Source organism: Sphingobium cupriresistens LL01, from assembly GCF_001046645.1.
In the GTDB taxonomy this organism is placed as follows: domain Bacteria; phylum Pseudomonadota; class Alphaproteobacteria; order Sphingomonadales; family Sphingomonadaceae; genus Sphingobium; species Sphingobium cupriresistens.
On sequence record NZ_KQ130434.1, the window covers coordinates 367,207 to 383,989 of the forward strand.

A 16,783-nucleotide genomic window follows, 5' to 3' on the forward strand; every position below is an offset into this window, starting at 1 on the left:
GCTTATCCGGCGCGTCGACGCGCGAGGAAGAAGATCGCCATCGCGCGCGAAGCGTCGGGGCCTTTGGGATCGGTGTGGCTGCCGCCGGGTTGGCCGCCCGACCAGGCATGGCCGCTGCCATGCACTGTCCATTCCTCCAGCATGATCGGCCCGCGCCCATAGCGGTAGAGGGTGCGGGTGAAGGCCCGTCCGCCGGGCGCGACGCCCGCTTCCGACTGGACGCTGAGCGCACGCGCGCTCGATCGCTGCAATTGACTGACGAAACCGGCGGCATTGGACGGGTGGACCACCCGGTCGCTGTCGCCGTGGAACAGGATCATGGGCAAGGGCGGCCTGGTTTTGCCGACAGGCGCGGCCGCCTTTCCACGCATCGCCGCCAGCGCTTCGCCGACCGAGCCGATCGTGCCCATCGGCACGCCCGAATGGACGCCGACCGCGACGTAAAGCTGCGGATAGGCTGCGGCGACGATCGCGGCCGCCGCTCCGCCGGCCGATATGCCCGCAATATAGACGCGGCCCTCATGGCCCTTGCACAGGTCGAGGATATGGCGGGTCATGCTGGCGATCACGGCGGCCTCGCCGCTGCCGCGCTTTTGATGCGAAGGGCTATGCCAGTTCCAGCAGCGGTTGGGATTGGCGCGCGGCGATTGTTCGGGATAGAGAACGAGAAATCCCAGTTCGTCGGCCAGCCGGTTCATCGCCGTGCCGGTCGCGAAGTCGGCGGCCGACTGGGTGCAGCCGTGCAGCATGACGATCAGCGGCAGGCGGCGGCGCGCGGAGCCGACCGGCGTGTAGAGCCGGTAGCGCAGCGATCCCTGCGCGCAGCTATAGTCGCCTTCGATGAAGCTGCCGGGGGCGGGCCGTTCGACGCGATCGGCCTTCTTGGCGGGACTTTTGCGTTTGGGCGCGCGCGGCGGCTTGGGGATGGCGGGCATCAGCGCGCGCTGCCACAACAGGGCGGCGGACAGCGGACGGCCCTTGCGCGCCATGCGGGCGGCCTTGAGCACGGTCGGGAAGGGATTTTTCATAGGCGCGCCGCAACCGGACGATGCCGGTCGACGGGCCGTCGCCATGACCTGGGATTGGGCATCGCTCTATATGCTCCCTCTTGCTGCTATATGGGTGGATGGCGCCGTCGGCTGTGCCGGTCCGTGCGCTGCTATAATCCCTTCGCAGCGACATTTGATCCATAGCCTATCCGGGCGGCGGCGCTTTGCGCGGCCTGCGCCAGCCGTTGCGCCCAGAGATGCTGGCCCACAATGTCGCCGATCAGATCCTGGCGCACCTCTATTTCGGCATAGGGAAGCGGGTGGGGGAAGGCGTGGCGGGGGACAGTGTGGTCGGTGGCGTCCATCCGATAGGGCTGGTTGTCGCCGACGGTGAGGGCCGCGTCGGCGCGCAGCGCATCCAGCATCGCCTGGGCGAAATCGGTGCGGCCCAGCCAGTGCAGCACACCGACGTCCCAGGGGCGGGTGATACCGTCCATGACCGGGGTGAAGCTGTGCAGCGACAACAGGATGGTGTCGCGCCCGGCGGCCTGACGCGCGGCGATCGTGGCGGCGATCGCGGCCTGATAGGGGGCGTGGATCGCGGCGATGCGGGCGGCGCGGGCGGTAGCGTCCAGCCCCTCATTGCCGCCGATCCGGCTGCCGTCCGACAAGGCCGGGATAGCCTCCGCCTGGTCCGGGTCGCGGTTGCAGTCGATGACGAGGCGCGAATAGATTTGATGCAGGAATGGCGCGTCGAGCAGCGTGGCGAGGGCATGGCCCAGGCCATGGACGCCGATGTCGATGGCGATATGGCGGCCGCGATCCGGGGCGGCAAGGCCAAGGTCGCCAAGCGCGGCCGGCACCGCCAACCCGGCATGGTCGCCGATCAGCAGGAACGGCGAAGCTCCTGCCGCGTTGAACAGTCCGACCGGCGCCGGATCGTCCGCCCCCAACAGCCCATCCGCCGTGCGCCCGGCCATCAGGATTGCCCTCCATGCCGCTGCTGACGATCCATCATGTGACCAGCTATCGCTATCAGCAGCCGGTGTCGCTGGGTGAACATCGCATCATGATGCGCCCGCGCGAGGCGTTTGACCAGCGGTTGCTGTCCGCCCGGCTCGACATCGATCCCGAACCCAGTGAATTACGCTGGTTGCATGATGTGTTCGGCAATTCGGTGGCGATCGCTTCGTTCCAGCGGCGGGCGTCGCATCTGATTGTGACGAGCGAAGCGACGCTGGAACATGCGCCGCTGGCGCAGCGCCAGGTGGATGTGGAACCCTATGCCGGGCTGTTCCCCTTCACTTACTCGTCGGAGGACATGCCCGATCTGCTGCGGTCGATCGAGCGGCAATATCATGACCCCGAACGGATCGTGGACAATTGGGCGCGCGCCTTCGTCAGCAATCATGGCGATACCGGCACGGTCGACCTGCTGACCCGGATGGCGACCGGCATCCAGCGCGATTTCACCTATGTCCCGCGCCACGAAAAGGGCACCCAGTCGCCGATCGAGACATTGCGCAAGCGCCAGGGCACCTGCCGCGATTTCGCCGTGCTGATGATCGAGGCGGTGCGGGCGCTGGGTTTTGCCGCGCGGTTCGTTTCAGGCTATGTCTATAATCCGTCGCGGTCCGAAGATGTGGTGGGCGGTGGCAACACCCATGCCTGGGTGCGCATCTTCCTGCCTGGATCGGGCTGGGTCGAGTTCGACCCCACCAACGGCATTATCGGCAATCGCGGGCTGATCCGCGTCGCCATCGCGCGCGACCCTTATCAGGCGTTGCCTATGTCGGGCACCTGGTTCGGCCTGCCCGCCAGCTTCCTGGGGATGGACGTGACCGTAGACGTGCGGCGCGCCGATCCCCTGAAATTTCCCCCGTCCGATCATGGGGCCATCAACAGCCGAGCCATCGGCGCTGCAGGAAAGTGACCTTCGATGCTGATCCGCTGCGGATATGACATAAGATTCGAAACCGACACCAGGACCGCGATGATGGCGATGCTGAGCCTGCATCCCTCGCGCCATCAGGATTTGCGCACGCCCCAGCGGTTGATGGCGGACCCGGACATCCCGCTCTATCATTTCGAGGACGGGTTCGGGAATGTCGCGACCCGGCTGACCATCCCGGCTGGCGGGGTCACCTTGTCCTGCGACTTCGTGATCGAGGATGACGGTATGCCCGACGCGCAGGCGCCCGACGGCCCGCAAATGGCGGTCGAGGATCTGCCCGATGCGGTGATGCCCTTCCTGCTGGGCAGCCGCTATTGCGAAACGGACCGGATGATGGCGGTCGCCTGGGCCAATTTCGCGCATTATGGCACGGCGCGGGCGCGGGTCGATGCGATCGTCAGCTTCGTCCACAATCATATCGAGTTCGGCTATCATCATGCGCGGCCGGACAAGACGGCTTGGAACGCCTATCAGGAGCGGCAGGGCGTGTGCCGCGACTTCGCCCATCTGGCCGTCACGCTATGCCGTTGCATGAATATCCCGGCGCGCTACTGCACCGGCTATCTGGGCGATATCGGAATCCCGCCGGTGGATGCGCCGATGGATTTCAGCGCCTGGTTCGACGTCTATATCGACGGCGAGTGGTACACCCATGATGCGCGCCACAACAGGCCGCGGATCGGTCGCATCCTGATGGCGCGTGGACGCGACGCGACCGATGTCGCCTTGACCACCGCCTTTGGTCCGGCGAATCTGGTGCGGTTCGAAGTGCACACCGACGAGGTCCAATCCATTGACTGACCCCCATGCCAACGCCTTGCTGCAACCCTGGAACGGCCCGCTGGGCGCGCCGCCCTTCGACAAGGTGCGGGATGAAGATTTCCTGCCCGCGTTCGCGGTGGCCATGGCTTGGCATCGGGAAGAAATTGCGACGATCGCGGGGGAGGCCGCCCCTGCGACGTTCGACACCGTGATCGCCGCGCTGGAGCGGTCGGGCGCGCCGCTGGCGCGGGTGCGCCGGCTGTTCTGGACGCTATCGTCGGCGCAGGGGACGCCCGGCATCCGTGCGATCGAGGGGCAGGTGTCGGCAATGCTGAGCGCGCATGGCGCCGCGATCAGCCATGACGGGGCGCTCGCCGCGAAAGTCGCCGCAGTTCATGCCGCGCGGCACGATGCAGGCTTGACGCCCGAACAGATAAGGCTGGTGGAAAGCAGCTATGCCAGCTTCCGGCGCGGCGGGGCGGAACTGGCGCCGGCGCAGAAGGCGCGGTTCGCCGCGATCGACGCGCGGCTGTCGGCGCTTGCGGTGGCGTTCGGCCATAATGTGCTGGCGGCGACCGCCGGCTGGGTGCTGGACATTGGCCCCGATGATCTGGCGGGATTGCCCGCCGCCTTGTGCGATGCCGCTGCTGGGCGCGCGGCCGCCAAGGGGCAGGCGGGGCGCTATCATGTGACGCTCGATCGCACAGATTATGAGAGTTTCCTGACCTTTTCGGCGCGGCGCGACCTGCGTGAGGCGCTGTGGCGCGCCTTTACCGATCGGTGCGACGGCGGGGCGCATGATAATTGGCCGGTGATCGCGGAGACGCTGGCGCTGCGGCAGGAGCGGGCGGCGTTGCTGGGCTATGTCGACCATGCCCATTATGCGCTGGAAGACAGTATGGCGCATGATCCCGATGCCGCCGCCGACCTGCTGGCCCAGCTATGGGAACCGGGCAAGCGTCGCGCCGCCGAGGAAGCGGCCGAATTGCAGGCGTTGATCGACGCGGACGGCGGCGGCTTTGCGCTCGCGCCCTGGGACTGGCGTTTCTACGCCGAACAGGTGCGCCGCGACCGCTATGCACTGGACGGCGCGGCGGTGGCCGAACATCTGCGGCTGGACGCGGTGCGGCAGGCGGCGTTCGACAGCGCCGCGCGCCTTTATGGCCTGACCTTCACCCGCCGGGCCGACATTGCCGGCTATCATCCTGATGTCTGGGCCTGGGAAGTGGGCGACGCGGCCGGCGCGCCGGTCGGCCTGCTCTTCACCGACTATCTGGCGCGGCCCGAAAAACATGGCGGCGCCTGGATGGGCAGCCTGCGCGTGCAGGAGTCGATGGACGGCGACGTGCGCCCGGTCGTCTATCTGGTCGCCAATTTCGCCGCCGCGCCGCCACCCGACGCCGCCGCCACGCGCCTGTCCATTGACGAGGCGCGCACGCTGTTCCACGAGTTCGGCCATGCGCTCCACGGCCTGCTGTCGCGCGTCACCTATCCCAGCCAGTCGGGCACGGCGGTCGCGCGCGATTTCGTGGAATTTCCCAGCAAGTTCATGGAAAACTGGATCGTCAGCCGCGATGTGCTGTCGGGTTTCGGCGTGCCCGACGCGCTGATCGACGCGATCCGCAAGGCCGAAGCCTATGGCCAGGGTTTCGCCACGGTGGAGTTGATAAGCTGCGCGCTGGTCGACCTGGCCATGCACCAGTCGGAGGGCGCGGCCATCGATCCGCGCAGCTTCGTCGCGGCGGAGCTTGAGCGGCTGGGTATGCCGCCCGAAATCGGGCTGCGGCATCGCTTTCCCTATTTCACCCACATCTTCGATGGCGGCTATGCCAGTGCCTATTACAGCTATGCCTGGTCGGAGACGCTGGATGCCGATGCGTTCGAGGCGTTTCTGGCGGCGGGCGATATTTTCGATCCCGTGCTCGCCGCTCGTTTCCGTGCCGAGATATTGGCGGCGGGCGACAGCCGCGATCCGATGGACTCGTTCAGGGCGTTTCTGGGCCGCGCGCCCGAGGCCAGCGCCCTGATGCGCGCCCGGCATCTGGTCGGTGCCTGACGCCGCGGCTCGGTCGATCAGCGTTCGGACATTGCCCGCCAAGGTCAGCGGGTTGAAGGGTTTCAGAATCACGCCCCTGGCGCCCGCCGCATGATAGCTTCGCACATCTGCTTCGCGCGCGCGGGCGGCCCCCGGCTGGTCATGCGACTGGATGCAGGCTGGGCGGCTTAGGCCGCCATGCGATTGCCCGACAGCTTTACCAGCAGGGCGGGCACTTCGCTCGCCGGGATCGGCCGGCTGAAAAGATAGCCCTGGATCTGGTTGCAGCCTTCGGATCGCAATATGTCGAGCTGCTCGCTGCTTTCAACACCCTCAGCCGTCGTTTCGATGCCCAGCGCGTCCGCCAACGTCGTGATGGCGCGGATGATGGCGGTGGCGCCCTTGTTGGCGAGCAGGTCGACGATGAAGCTGCGATCGATCTTGAGCTTGTCGAAGGGAAAGCTGCGCAGATAGCTGAGCGAGGAATAGCCGGTGCCGAAATCATCGAGCGCGACACGCACGCCCAGAACTTTGAGCGAGTGGAGTGAGGCCAGGGTCGCCTCCACATTGTCGATGAACAGGCTTTCGGTGATCTCCAGTTCCAGCCGCTGCGGCTCAAGCCCGGATCGCGCCAGCGCCTGCAACACGATGCTGTTGAGCGTCGAGCTGCGGAACTGGACCGGGGAGACGTTCACCGCGACGCGGATGTCGTCGCCCCAGGTCGTGGCGATGCGGCAGGCTTCGTGCAGCGCCCATTCGCCGATTGGGATGATGAGGCCGGTTTCTTCGGCCAGCGGGATGAAGTCGATCGGCGACACCAGGCCGCGCACCGGATGGTTCCAGCGCATCAGCGCCTCGAACGCGGTCACGCAGTTCTGCGACAGTCCGAACAGCGGCTGGAAATGCAGCTCCAGCTCGCCGTTGCGCAGCGCATCGTGCAGATCGACTTCCATGGCGCGGCGCGCCTGCGCTTCGGCGTCCATGGCGTTTTCGAAGAAGCGATGGCTGCCCTTGCCGTCATGTTTGGCGCGATAGAGGGCAAGGTCGGCATTTTTGAGCAGCGAGGTCGCATCCTGCCCGTCCTGCGGCGCCAGCGCGATGCCGACGCTGCCGCCGGTGACGATGCGATGGCCATTGACGGTGAAGGGGCGGGTGAGCGCCTGGACGATCGCGCGGCCGGTCTGGTCGGCGGCACCGCTGCCGTCCTGCACGATGACGGCGAATTCGTCGCCACCCAGCCGGGCGACGAAGCCCTGGGGGCAGGTTTCGGCGAGGCGCGTGGCGACTTCGCACAGCAGCGCGTCGCCGGTCGGATGGCCCAACGTGTCGTTGACCGACTTGAAATTGTCGAGGTCGAGGCAGAAGAGCGCGAAGTCCGCGCCGCCATGGCGCTGGAGCGCCAGCGCGATCTGTTCGCGCAGCAATGTGCGATTGGCAAGGCCGGTGAGCGAATCATGGAAGGCCATATGCGCAATCTGGCGCTCGCGCTCCTCAACCGCGGTGACCATGCGGTTGAAGCTGCGCGCCAGTCGGCCGATCTCATCGCGGGTTTCCACTTCCACCTGCGCATGTTCGCCCGCGCTGACTTGGCGGGCGGCGGCCTCCAGAGCGATGATCGGCCGCGCCAGCCGGCGCGATGCCGCAAAGGCGCCGGCGATCGCCAGCAGCAGGCCGAGCGCGCCGAAGCCGAACAAGGCCCACAATATGGGCGCATAGCCTTGCAGCGCGCGGGTCAGGCTATATTCCAGCACCAGCCGTTGCGGCGCAGCCTCCACCAGCGCGGGCACCGGACGCGCCCAGCTGAGGATGCGTTCGCCGTCGCGATCGACCTCCCGAACCTCGGCGCCGCGTCCCGCGGCGTGGGTCGGCGGCACGAGTTGCGGATGCAGGTCGATCGAGGAGAGCTTGGCGAGTTGCTGGAGGTCCGCCTGTCCCATATTGCGCGCGAACACGACCCAGCCCATCAGCATCGGCGCGCGCACCGGCGCGGCGGCGACCATATGGCTTTGCCCCCTCCATCGCACGATGCCCCGTTCCCGGCCGGCATCCAGCGCGTCGAACAACTGGGTCTGGTCTTCCGCCGAAAGGCCGACGGCGCCGCCCGCGACGGCGCCGTCGATGCCCACGAACATGGCGTCGTCGATCTTGAACCGCCCCTGCAGGCTCTGCAGCGCCGAGGCGATGGTCGCCGCGTCGCTGGTGCCGACCGCTTCTCGAAAGCCGAAGTCGCTGGCCAGCACATTGCCGGCCTGCGCCAACTGATGAAACTGCATCGCGGCGATCCGGTCGAACAGGGCGCTGCCGACCGTCATTTCGCGGCGGATCTGGCTTTCGGCATAGGATTCGATCGCCTTGCGGGTGCCGAACAGCGACAGCATCGACACCGCGACGAACAGCGCCCCGTAGAAGAGCGTCATGCGGAATGTCAGCGTTGACTGGAAACGCCAGACGGTGCGCCGCCAGAGCCGTTTGAAAGCTGCGGCGCGGATCATCGGCCGCTACGCAATGTCAGTGGAACGGTCTTGCTGGCTGCCCCGCTGCCTGGAATGGGGATGTTGACGACGATTTCATTGTCCTTCGCCTTGAGCAGCGGATGCCAGATCGTCACCTGCGCTGTGCCGGTCGCCATACCAACCAGGCGCGCCGTGCCGGCCGCATCGCTCTTGATCGCGAAGGGGGTGTCGACGACCTTGATGAAGCCGCTCATCTGGTCGTGGATGTTGCACCCCAGCGCGACGGCGCCGGTCGAGGTGAAGGTGTAGCTGCGCGTTTCGTCCTGGCCGAACAGCTTGATCTCGAATTTGGCCGGTTTCGAGAAGGAATAGACGTGATGACGCACCTTGTCCTTGTTGGGGAAGCGCACCGTCGTCCCGACCGGAACCACCAGCACATGCGGGGCGAAGGCGATATTCTGCTGAACCATGGTGGTGGGCCAGGAAAAGCGAATCGGGCCGGGCGGGATGCCGCCCGCGGGGCGCACCGTGACGACGGCGTCGCCGACCGGGCGCCCCGCCGTATCGACCAGCTTGAGGTTGAGATCGCCCGCCTGCGCAGGCGCGGCCAAGCAGGTCAGGGCGAGAGGGACAAGGCGCAGACAATCCATGGCGCCTGTCCCTAATTCCTAAGGTTGAAGAAATGTTTAGTGCGAACCGGACCGACTTTTCGCGGACAACGTCCGCCCTGATCGGCGAAGCGAATATTAACCATAGGTCGCTATCAAAATGGCATGATCCGATTTTCCTTTATAGCGCTCGCCGCCCTGACTGTTGCTCTGCCCATGGAGCAAGCCATGGCCAAACCGCTCCGTAACGGCGGCAAATTGCTGCTGACCAACGGCATCAGCTCATTGGAAGGCGCTGCCGGTGGCGGCCTGACTCCCTGGGCGGTGATCGCGGGCAATGAGACGGACGAGGGCTTTGGCCTGTCCGCCCATGGCACGATCGTCGAGGTGAAGGATTATGATTATCAGAGCGCTGGCGTCGCCATCGGCATCCGCGACCGGCTGGAGTTGAGCTACACCCGCCAGGATTTCAACACGAACGAGATTGGCGCGGCGTTGGGCCTGGGCAAGGATTATGCCTTTTCGCAGGATATCGTCGGCGCCAAGCTGCGCGTTGCGGGCGACCTGATCTATGATGCATTGCCGGCGATCGCGCTGGGCGTGCAATATAAGAAGAACGGGCAGGGAGACGTCGTGCGGGCGCTGGGCGCGCGCGATGATGACGGCGTGGATTATTACGCCACGGTCAGCCGGCTGTTCCTGTCCCGCTCCCTCCTTCTGTCCGCCACGGCGCGCCTGACCAAGGCGAACCAGATGGGCCTGCTGGGTTTTGGCGGCGACAAGAAGGGCAACTATGGCGTGGAATTCGAAGGATCGGCCGCTTGGCAATTGTCGCGCGGGCTGGCTATTGGCGGCGAGTTTCGCAGCAAGCCGAACAATCTGGGCATCGCGCGGGAGGATGACTGGTTCGACGCCTTCGCCGCCTTGTCGCTCAACCGCAACCTGACCGCGACGGTCGCTTATGCCGATCTTGGCTCGATCGCGACGGTGAAGGGGCAGCGCGGCGTCTTCCTCTCGCTCCAGACCGCCTTTTAAGGACTATTGCAATGTCGCTCATCCTTTCCCTGCTCCTGCTTCAGGCGGCGCCCCACGCCATGCCCGGCGAAGCGACCGTCGATCCCTATGTCGCCAGCAACGCCAATGCCGGCGCGACGCCCTTCACCGGGGATGCGATGGTCAAGGCCTTTCATGGCCAGGACGGCATCAACCGCGTGGTCGATGGCATGGTGACGCTGGCCTATGCCGATCCGGTTATCGGCGAGATTTTCACCAGTCATGACAAGGTCCGGTTGAAACGGACGCTGGTCGAACAATTTTGCTACATCCTCAACGCCGGCTGCGTCTATAGCGGCCGCGACATGGCCAGCTCGCACAAGGATCTGGGCGTGCAGCGCAAGGATATGAACCGGCTGGTCGAATTGCTGCAACAGGCGATGCGTGCCGAGAAGATTGATTTCCAGGCCCAGAACCGCTTCCTGTCGAAACTGGCGCCGATGCACCATGATGTCGTGGGGCGATAGGCGCGCGAGGAGCACCGGTCCGATTGCGACGCCGCTTAACAAGACCTATCGCGCGATGCTGTCACTGGAAGGCAAAATCAGCGACAACTGGCGCTGGGACGCCTATCATCAATATGGCCGCAACAAGTTCCGCCAGGATTATGGCGGCAATATCGTCGGGTCGCGCGTCACCCACGCCGACGCGAGCGCCGCCAATGACGATCCCAATTGCGTGTGCTGCGCCAGCGCTTGCGCCAAAATCGATTTGCCGCAGCCCGCCACGCCCATCACCACGACGGCGCGGGTCATGCCGATCGCTCCCCGTCCAGGTCGAACAGGCGCATATAGGCCGCGCTGTCGGCCGCGCCGAGGCCGCCGGCGAGCGCGGCGGGAATGAGCGTGGCATCGACGCCATGGGCTTTGGCGAAGCGCACGGCTTCGGCCACGACCATGAAAATATTGGCGCACAATATCTGGTTGATGGGCTTAGGCTAGATTTCCGCAGATAGCGCGTGGATCGGCAGCAGCGCGGCGCCCAGCGTGATCGGGGAACCGCACAGGCCTGATATCCGAATCGGCGGGCGGCGGCGGTCCAATATCGTCACCAGATCGGCGCGATGCAGACGATCGGCCAGACCGGCCAGGATCGGCGGAGGCAAAGTGCCCGCCAGCACGATCGCGCCGGGGTCTAGCCAGGCGAAAGCGGTATTGCAGACGGTTTCAAGCTGCCGCGCGGCGCGGTCCAGCCACGCCTCTATGGTCGATGCCTGCCAGGGCGCGGCAAGGTCGATTTCCCCGACCGAGGAAATGTCGCAGCCGCTGGCGCGCAATGTCGACAGGAGGTCGAGGGGGCTGGGGCGCGGGAGGTCGCCGGGAAAGAGGCAACCGATTTCCCCCGCCACGCCGAACTGACCGCGGACCAGCCTGCCGTCGACGATCACCCCTGCGCCGATGCCAAAGCCCAGCAACAGCACGACGACGGTCGCAAAATCGCGAATCAGCCCACCCAGATAATATTCGGCAATCGCTGCCGCATTGGCGTCATTTTCGATCCAGAGCGGCCAGCCGAACTCATTGGAGAATATCTCGCGCAGAGGCGCGGCGCGCCAGTTGGGCAGCACATCGACCACGCTCCAGCGATCCCCGGTCGGGGAAAGGGAGGGGCCGGGCACGGCGATGCCGATCCCCAACATGCGCCATCCCAGCAAGTCGTGGCGATCCACGAGATCATGAATCACGCGGCGCACTTTCTGGGCGAAGGCGACGGGTTCGATCGGTTCGATCGCCTCATGATGGGTCGTGATCGTCCGCCCGGCGAAGTCCACCAGCGCAATGTCGAGAATGCCCTTATGTGCGGTCGCGCCGACCGCATATCCTCCCTTTGGCGACAGGCGCAGCGGCACGGCCGGTCGCCCCCTGCCATGCGTTTCGCCGTCGGGCATTTCCTCGACCAGGCCCAATGCCAGCAGGTCGCGCGACAGGCGCGTCAGCGCCGTGCCGCTGATTTCCAATGTTCCCGCCAGCGCCGAACGGGACAGAGGACCAGACTTGCGCAGCCATTGGATGATGCGCCGCTGATCCTTGTCGAGTGTCGGGAAATGCATCGGATTGGCCCTTTGGCATGGGTCCGAAACGGGAATGCGGTCGCGCTAACGGCTTTTATTTATTTTCACAACAATAATTAAAAACGTCACACTGATCGATCAGGGGGCGCTCGACCAACTCAGAGGGGCTTTCCATGATCAAGACCATATTCGCGACCGGCGCCGCCGTTGCGGCGCTTTGTTCCGCCGCCGCCACCCCCGTCATCGCCCAGGATGCAGCGCCCGTCGCGCCGGTGCCCGCAGCGGGCGAGGGGGCCAGCGACATCATCGTCACTGGTTCCACCCGCGCCCAGCGCCGCTTCGACGTGTCCTATGCGATCAACACCATCTCGAACGAGGATATCGAGAAGATCGCGCCGGTGAACTTCGCCGACCTTATCGGCCAGCTGCCCGGTTTCCAGACCGAGATCACCGGCGGCGAAGTGCAGAATATCTATCGCATCCGCGGCCTGCCCAATGACGGCGGCTTCGTGAGCTTCCAGCAGGACGGCCTGCCGTTGTTCCACGAAAATGATGGCGTCTTCTTCCGTGGCGATGCGATCCTGAAGCAGGATCTGATGACGGACCATGTCGAAGTCGTGCGCGGCGGCCCGGCGCCGGTCTATGCCAGCTATTCGGGCGCGATCATCAACGCTATCACCGTGACCGGTAACGACGTGGCCCGCGGCAAGGCGCAACTCACTTTGGGCGACACCGGCCTCTACCGCCTGGATGCCTATCAGGCCGGACCGTTGGGCAAAAATACCTATTATGCGATCGGCGGCTTCATCCGCCAGCATGACGGTTATCGCGACAATGGCTTCCCCAACGACAAGGGCGGCCAGATCCGGGCGAACATCAAACATGACCTGGACAATGGCTCGATCAAGCTGAGCCTGAACTATGTCAACGATCACAATGTCTTCTATCTGCCGATCCCGACCGCGGACCCGCGCGATCCCAGCGTTTCGCTGAACCGCTATATCGACTTTTTCGACGGCACGATGAACTCGCCTGCGCTGCGCAACGTGAACCTCAAATATCGTGATGGCGCGGGGGTGATCCAGAGCGGCACCAGCGACCTGTCCGACGGCCGCCATATGCAGATGATCAACATCGGCGCGCAATATGACGCGGATTTCGACGGCTGGCTGGTATCCGCCAAGGCCGGCTACACTCAGGGCAAACTTGACTTCACCGCCTTTTATTCGACCACCAACCCGGCCGATGCCGACACATTCGCCAGCGGCTACCTCGCCCGCGCCACCACGGCTTTCGGCGCGGTCGATCATTTCGGCTATGTGCTGGCCGGCGCCACCACCGCCTATGACCCCGACGCCGCGTCTGGGCTGGTCATGCAGGGCCAGTATCGCGACATCCATTCGAAATATTATTCGGGTCAGGCCAATTTCTCGGTCGCGAAGAAATTCGACACCGGCATCGGCAGCCACGACATCAAGCTTGGCCTCTATGCCAGCCTCTATGGCGAGAGCAGCCGCACGACCTATCAGAATTATCTGATCGAAGTGGCCGGTCAGCCCCGCACGCTGGACCTGGTCGCCTATAGCGCGGCCGGCGCCGAACTGGGCCGCGTCACCGACAATGGCGTGCTCAACTATGCCGCTACGCTAAGCCAGGGCGACAGCGATGCGAAGATGGTCGCTATCTACGCCAACGATACCTGGGAAATCGTGTCGGGCCTGCGGATCGACGCCGGCATCCGCCACGAACGCTACAGCTACAAGGGCTGGGCCGCGCTGACCGAAGCCGCTAATCTGGGCGACGCCACGACCCTGGCGGACGACACGACCCGCGCCTTTACCGGCGCGATCGTCAGCGCCAAGCGCAAGCCCACGGTCACCAACTGGACGATCGGCGCGAATTACGATTTCAGCCGCCATGTCGGCGTCTATGGCCGTGCCTCGCATCTGGAAACGCCGCCCAACGTGCAGACGGTGATGAGCATCAACCCGACCATCATCACCACCGTCGCCGACCAGTTCGAAGCGGGGCTGAAGCTCGCATCGGGACGCTCCTATCTCTACGTCACTGGCTTCTATACCAATTTCGATCCCTTGAATGCGTCCTTTCTGGCCTTTGACCCGACCACGGGCCGCAACGATGTGAACATACCCTTCATCGGCGAAGCGCAAGTCAAGGGCGTCGAGTTCGACGCCAGCCTGGCCGTGACGCCCTGGTTCACGCTCAACGGCGCGCTGACCATTAGCGATCCCAAATATAAGAATTTCCAGAGCGCGACCGGCGCCGACCCGGAACAGGCCGAAGGCAATCAGATCGTCCGTCAGCCCAAGGTCTATGGCAATATCCGCCCCAGCTTCGACTTCAAGTCGGGTGAGACGGACATCTCGGTCTATGGGCGGTACACCTATATGGGCAAGCGTTTCGTCGATCTGTACAATAATACGGCGCTGCCGGCCTATGGCACGGTCGGCGCGGGGATCACGGCGCGCCACGGCGGCTGGCAGATACAGGTCGTGGGCGACAATCTGTTCAACGCCCATGGCTTGACCGAGGGCAACACCCGTACCGACTCGCTGAGCGGCCAGGGCAGCGCGGAGGCCATTTACGGCCGCCCGATCTTTGGTCGCAACTTCCGCTTCGTCATCAGCAAGTCCTGGTGATGACGGGCCGCGCGGTACGCATGGCGACCCTGTTCGTCACGGCGGCGACTGTTGCGTTGACGCCCGCCCCGGCTTGCGCCGGGGCGGTGCGCGACAGCGTGACCGAAAGCCTGTCGCAACGGCTCTTCCCGCTGCTCGACGCATTGGCGCGCGATCCAGCGGCGCTCCGCGCGCTGAAGGGAAGCGTCGGCATCCCCGCCCTGCTCGAAGTCCGGCAGGCACGCCGGGCGGCCTGTGGCCAGGACCCGCTCTGTCGGGCGCAAGCCTTGATCTGGACCGCCGTAGAGGCCGACCATATCGCCCGCGCCGCGGCGACGCTTCCGGGTCTTCCTGCGTTCGATGACGGTCGGTCGGCCCAGGCGCGACGCGAGTTGGAAGGTGTCAATGTCGTTGTTCGCACCTATGGGCTTGGCCAGGTGCCGCCTTATCCTCAGATCGACGGGGCGGGCATGATCGATCCGCAGGAGCGGCAGGCGCGGTTGCAGGCCGCAGACTGGCTTTCCGCCACCCCGCGCGCGCAATCGGCGCAGGCGCTCGATCCTGGCATCGACTATGCGCTGGCCCTGCTGGACGTCAGCGACCGTATCGACGCGATCGGTTTCGAACCGCTGACCGGCGGCGCCAATGCGGCCGCGATGGCGCGGGCGCGGACGATCGACTGGCGTCGCCATCGTTATTCGGCGCTGATCGTCACCGGCGTTGGCCCGGAGGTTGTGGACATGGCGCTCAGTCCGTTCGGCAAATATCATCTGCGCCTGGCCGCCAGCCGGTTTGCGCAGGGCGAGGCGCCCTTCCTCATCGTCACTGGCGGCCGCGCCCATCCGCGTGCGACGCGCTTCGCGGAGGCGGAGCGGATGCGCGACGCGCTGATCGAACGCTATGGCGTGCCGGCCGATGCGATCCTGATCGAACCCTATGCCCGCCACACGACGACCAATTTGCGCAATGCCAGCCGCCTGCTGATGGCGATGGGCGCTCCGCTGGACCAGGATGCATTGATCGTCTGCAACCCCGGTCAGAGCGCCGCGATCGAAAGCGTGCAGTTCGTCAAGCGCAACCAGGACGAATTGGGCTATCAGCCGGGCCAGATCGGTCGCCGCCTGTCCCCCACCGAATTGCTGTTCCGCCCGTCCCGCGCATCTGCGCGGATCGATCCGCGCGACCCGCTCGATCCCTGAACCCGGAGCTACGCCGATGCATATTCCAGCCTTCATCCTCGCCGCCGTCAGCGCATGGGCGCTACTTCCCGGCAGCGCCCATGCCTGGGGCGGGACCGCCCATGCGGTGATCGACCGCGCCGCGATCGAGGCGATACCCGATGACGGCCCCATCTTCCTGCGCAGGCATGTGGACTATATCGCGGCCTCCGCCTCGCTGCCGGACAGTTGGCGCGGGGATTCGGAGAATTTCTCGAAGATGGAGGAAGACCCCAACCATGGCTGGTTCCGGGAACAGTTCCGTTTCGTGAAGCCGATCCCGCGGTCGCGGTACGAATTTATTCTCGCGCTCTACAAGCAATATGAGGCGATCAAGAATAGCGATCCGCAAACTGCCGCGCGGACCAACGTCCGCTGGACCGGCACGCTGCCTTATGCGGCGATCGAAGCCTATGACCGGCTGGTCGTGTGTATGCGTTATGTCCGCAAGGCGCAGGCGGAAGGGGGGGACGCATCGACGCCCGAAGCCCATTGCGCCTTCCAGGCCATTCGCCTGGGCCATTATATCGGCGACGGTGCGCAGCCCCTGCACGATTCGGTCAATTCCGACGGCTGGCGTGGCGCCAACCCCCACGGGTACACGACCGATCGCAGCATCCATGGCCGCTTCGAAAGCCGGTTCGTCGATGGCATGGCGCTGACGGTCGCGGATATCGCCCCCCGCATCGGCGCGCCGGCGCATCGCAGCGGCGACATGTTCGACGCGGTGCTGGCCTTTCTGGACCAGTCCGGCGAGAGAATGGAGCGCATCTATCAGTTGGAGCAGCGCGACGGCTTTGCCGATTATGCCGACAAGGATGTGCGCGGGATGATCTATGAGCGGACGGCGGCGGGCGCGGCGATGCTGCGCGACATGCTGTGCCGGGCCTGGACGGAAAGCGCGATCGCCCCGTCCAAAGCGACGCCGTCGCCACTTGACTTCGCCAATCCCCGGTTCAATCCAGAAACCGGATCAGCGCCCGACTGATCCACTTGGGGCCGCCCCGCCCTTCTGTTTCTGTGCGCCAGCGCGGCGATCAGGCGGGCATGGGTGGCGTGGCC

At 65.3% G+C, this 16,783-nt stretch carries 15 protein-coding genes; 8 read left to right on the forward strand and 7 right to left on the reverse strand.

The window, feature by feature from the left end:
* Positions 1–2: 2 nt before the first annotated feature.
* Together V473_RS01765 and V473_RS01770 are read right to left on the reverse strand one after the other, a co-directional pair.
* Positions 3–1,028, reverse strand: coding sequence for an extracellular catalytic domain type 1 short-chain-length polyhydroxyalkanoate depolymerase (locus tag V473_RS01765; protein WP_148648303.1), 1,026 nt, complete (start codon positions 1,026–1,028; stop codon positions 3–5).
* 131 nt (positions 1,029–1,159) lie between these two features.
* On the reverse strand, positions 1,160–1,969 hold the full coding sequence (locus V473_RS01770; protein WP_066599841.1) for an N-formylglutamate amidohydrolase: 810 nt from the start codon (positions 1,967–1,969) through the stop codon (positions 1,160–1,162).
* 14 nt (positions 1,970–1,983) lie between these two features.
* Between V473_RS01770 and V473_RS01775 the strand changes: the two genes are divergently transcribed.
* From V473_RS01775 to V473_RS01785, 3 genes are read left to right on the forward strand one after another with little or no spacing between them, the layout of a single operon-like run.
* Complete coding sequence (locus V473_RS01775) at positions 1,984–2,922, forward strand: transglutaminase family protein (protein ID WP_066599843.1); 939 nt, start codon at positions 1,984–1,986, stop codon at positions 2,920–2,922.
* 6 nt (positions 2,923–2,928) lie between these two features.
* Positions 2,929–3,744: a transglutaminase-like domain-containing protein gene (locus V473_RS01780; protein WP_066599846.1), complete on the forward strand. Its 816-nt coding sequence runs from the start codon at positions 2,929–2,931 to the stop codon at positions 3,742–3,744.
* Complete coding sequence (locus V473_RS01785; protein ID WP_066599850.1) at positions 3,737–5,761, forward strand: M3 family metallopeptidase; 2,025 nt, start codon at positions 3,737–3,739, stop codon at positions 5,759–5,761. Before V473_RS01780 ends, V473_RS01785 begins: the two co-directional genes overlap by 8 nt.
* A gap of 167 nt (positions 5,762–5,928) precedes the next feature.
* Here V473_RS01785 and V473_RS01790 read toward each other — a convergent pair whose 3' ends face one another.
* Both V473_RS01790 and V473_RS01795 read right to left on the reverse strand, forming a co-directional pair.
* Entirely contained in the window at positions 5,929–8,232 is a 2,304-nt protein-coding gene (locus V473_RS01790) for a putative bifunctional diguanylate cyclase/phosphodiesterase (RefSeq protein ID WP_066599853.1), read from the reverse strand.
* Entirely contained in the window at positions 8,229–8,843 is a 615-nt protein-coding gene (locus tag V473_RS01795) for a cupredoxin domain-containing protein (RefSeq protein WP_066599860.1), read from the reverse strand. Before V473_RS01795 ends, V473_RS01790 begins: the two co-directional genes overlap by 4 nt.
* A 186-nt stretch (positions 8,844–9,029) precedes the next feature.
* On the opposite strand from V473_RS01795, the gene V473_RS01800 reads away from it, so the two are divergent.
* Both V473_RS01800 and V473_RS01805 read left to right on the forward strand, forming a co-directional pair.
* The gene (locus V473_RS01800) at positions 9,030–9,836 is read left to right on the forward strand and encodes a DUF3034 family protein (RefSeq protein ID WP_244884325.1); all 807 of its coding nucleotides are present in this window, start codon (positions 9,030–9,032) and stop codon (positions 9,834–9,836) included.
* A gap of 11 nt (positions 9,837–9,847) precedes the next feature.
* Entirely contained in the window at positions 9,848–10,321 is a 474-nt protein-coding gene (locus V473_RS01805) for a group I truncated hemoglobin (protein ID WP_201785469.1), read from the forward strand.
* Positions 10,322–10,459: 138 nt separating this feature from the next.
* Here V473_RS01805 and V473_RS23925 read toward each other — a convergent pair whose 3' ends face one another.
* From V473_RS23925 to V473_RS01810, 3 genes are read right to left on the reverse strand one after another with little or no spacing between them, the layout of a single operon-like run.
* The gene (locus V473_RS23925; RefSeq protein ID WP_169793900.1) at positions 10,460–10,609 is read right to left on the reverse strand and encodes a hypothetical protein; all 150 of its coding nucleotides are present in this window, start codon (positions 10,607–10,609) and stop codon (positions 10,460–10,462) included.
* Positions 10,606–10,770 (reverse strand): hypothetical protein, encoded by a 165-nt coding sequence (locus V473_RS23930; protein WP_169793901.1) that lies wholly within the window; start codon positions 10,768–10,770, stop codon positions 10,606–10,608. The genes V473_RS23925 and V473_RS23930 overlap by 4 nt, the downstream gene beginning before the upstream one ends.
* 21 nt (positions 10,771–10,791) lie before the next feature.
* Positions 10,792–11,904, reverse strand: coding sequence for an ROK family transcriptional regulator (locus tag V473_RS01810; RefSeq protein WP_066599864.1), 1,113 nt, complete (start codon positions 11,902–11,904; stop codon positions 10,792–10,794).
* A gap of 134 nt (positions 11,905–12,038) precedes the next feature.
* Here V473_RS01810 and V473_RS01815 point away from each other — a divergent pair, with 134 nt between their 5' ends.
* Genes V473_RS01815 through V473_RS24330 form a run of 3 tightly spaced genes read left to right on the forward strand, consistent with a single transcriptional unit; the run spans position 12,039 to position 16,709 of the window.
* Positions 12,039–14,525, forward strand: coding sequence for a TonB-dependent receptor (locus tag V473_RS01815; RefSeq protein ID WP_066599866.1), 2,487 nt, complete (start codon positions 12,039–12,041; stop codon positions 14,523–14,525).
* On the forward strand, positions 14,525–15,703 hold the full coding sequence (locus V473_RS01820; protein WP_066599867.1) for a YdcF family protein: 1,179 nt from the start codon (positions 14,525–14,527) through the stop codon (positions 15,701–15,703). The genes V473_RS01815 and V473_RS01820 overlap by 1 nt, the downstream gene beginning before the upstream one ends.
* A gap of 16 nt (positions 15,704–15,719) precedes the next feature.
* Positions 15,720–16,709, forward strand: coding sequence for a phospholipase C/P1 nuclease family protein (locus V473_RS24330; RefSeq protein ID WP_244884326.1), 990 nt, complete (start codon positions 15,720–15,722; stop codon positions 16,707–16,709).
* Positions 16,710–16,783: the final 74 nt, after the last annotated feature.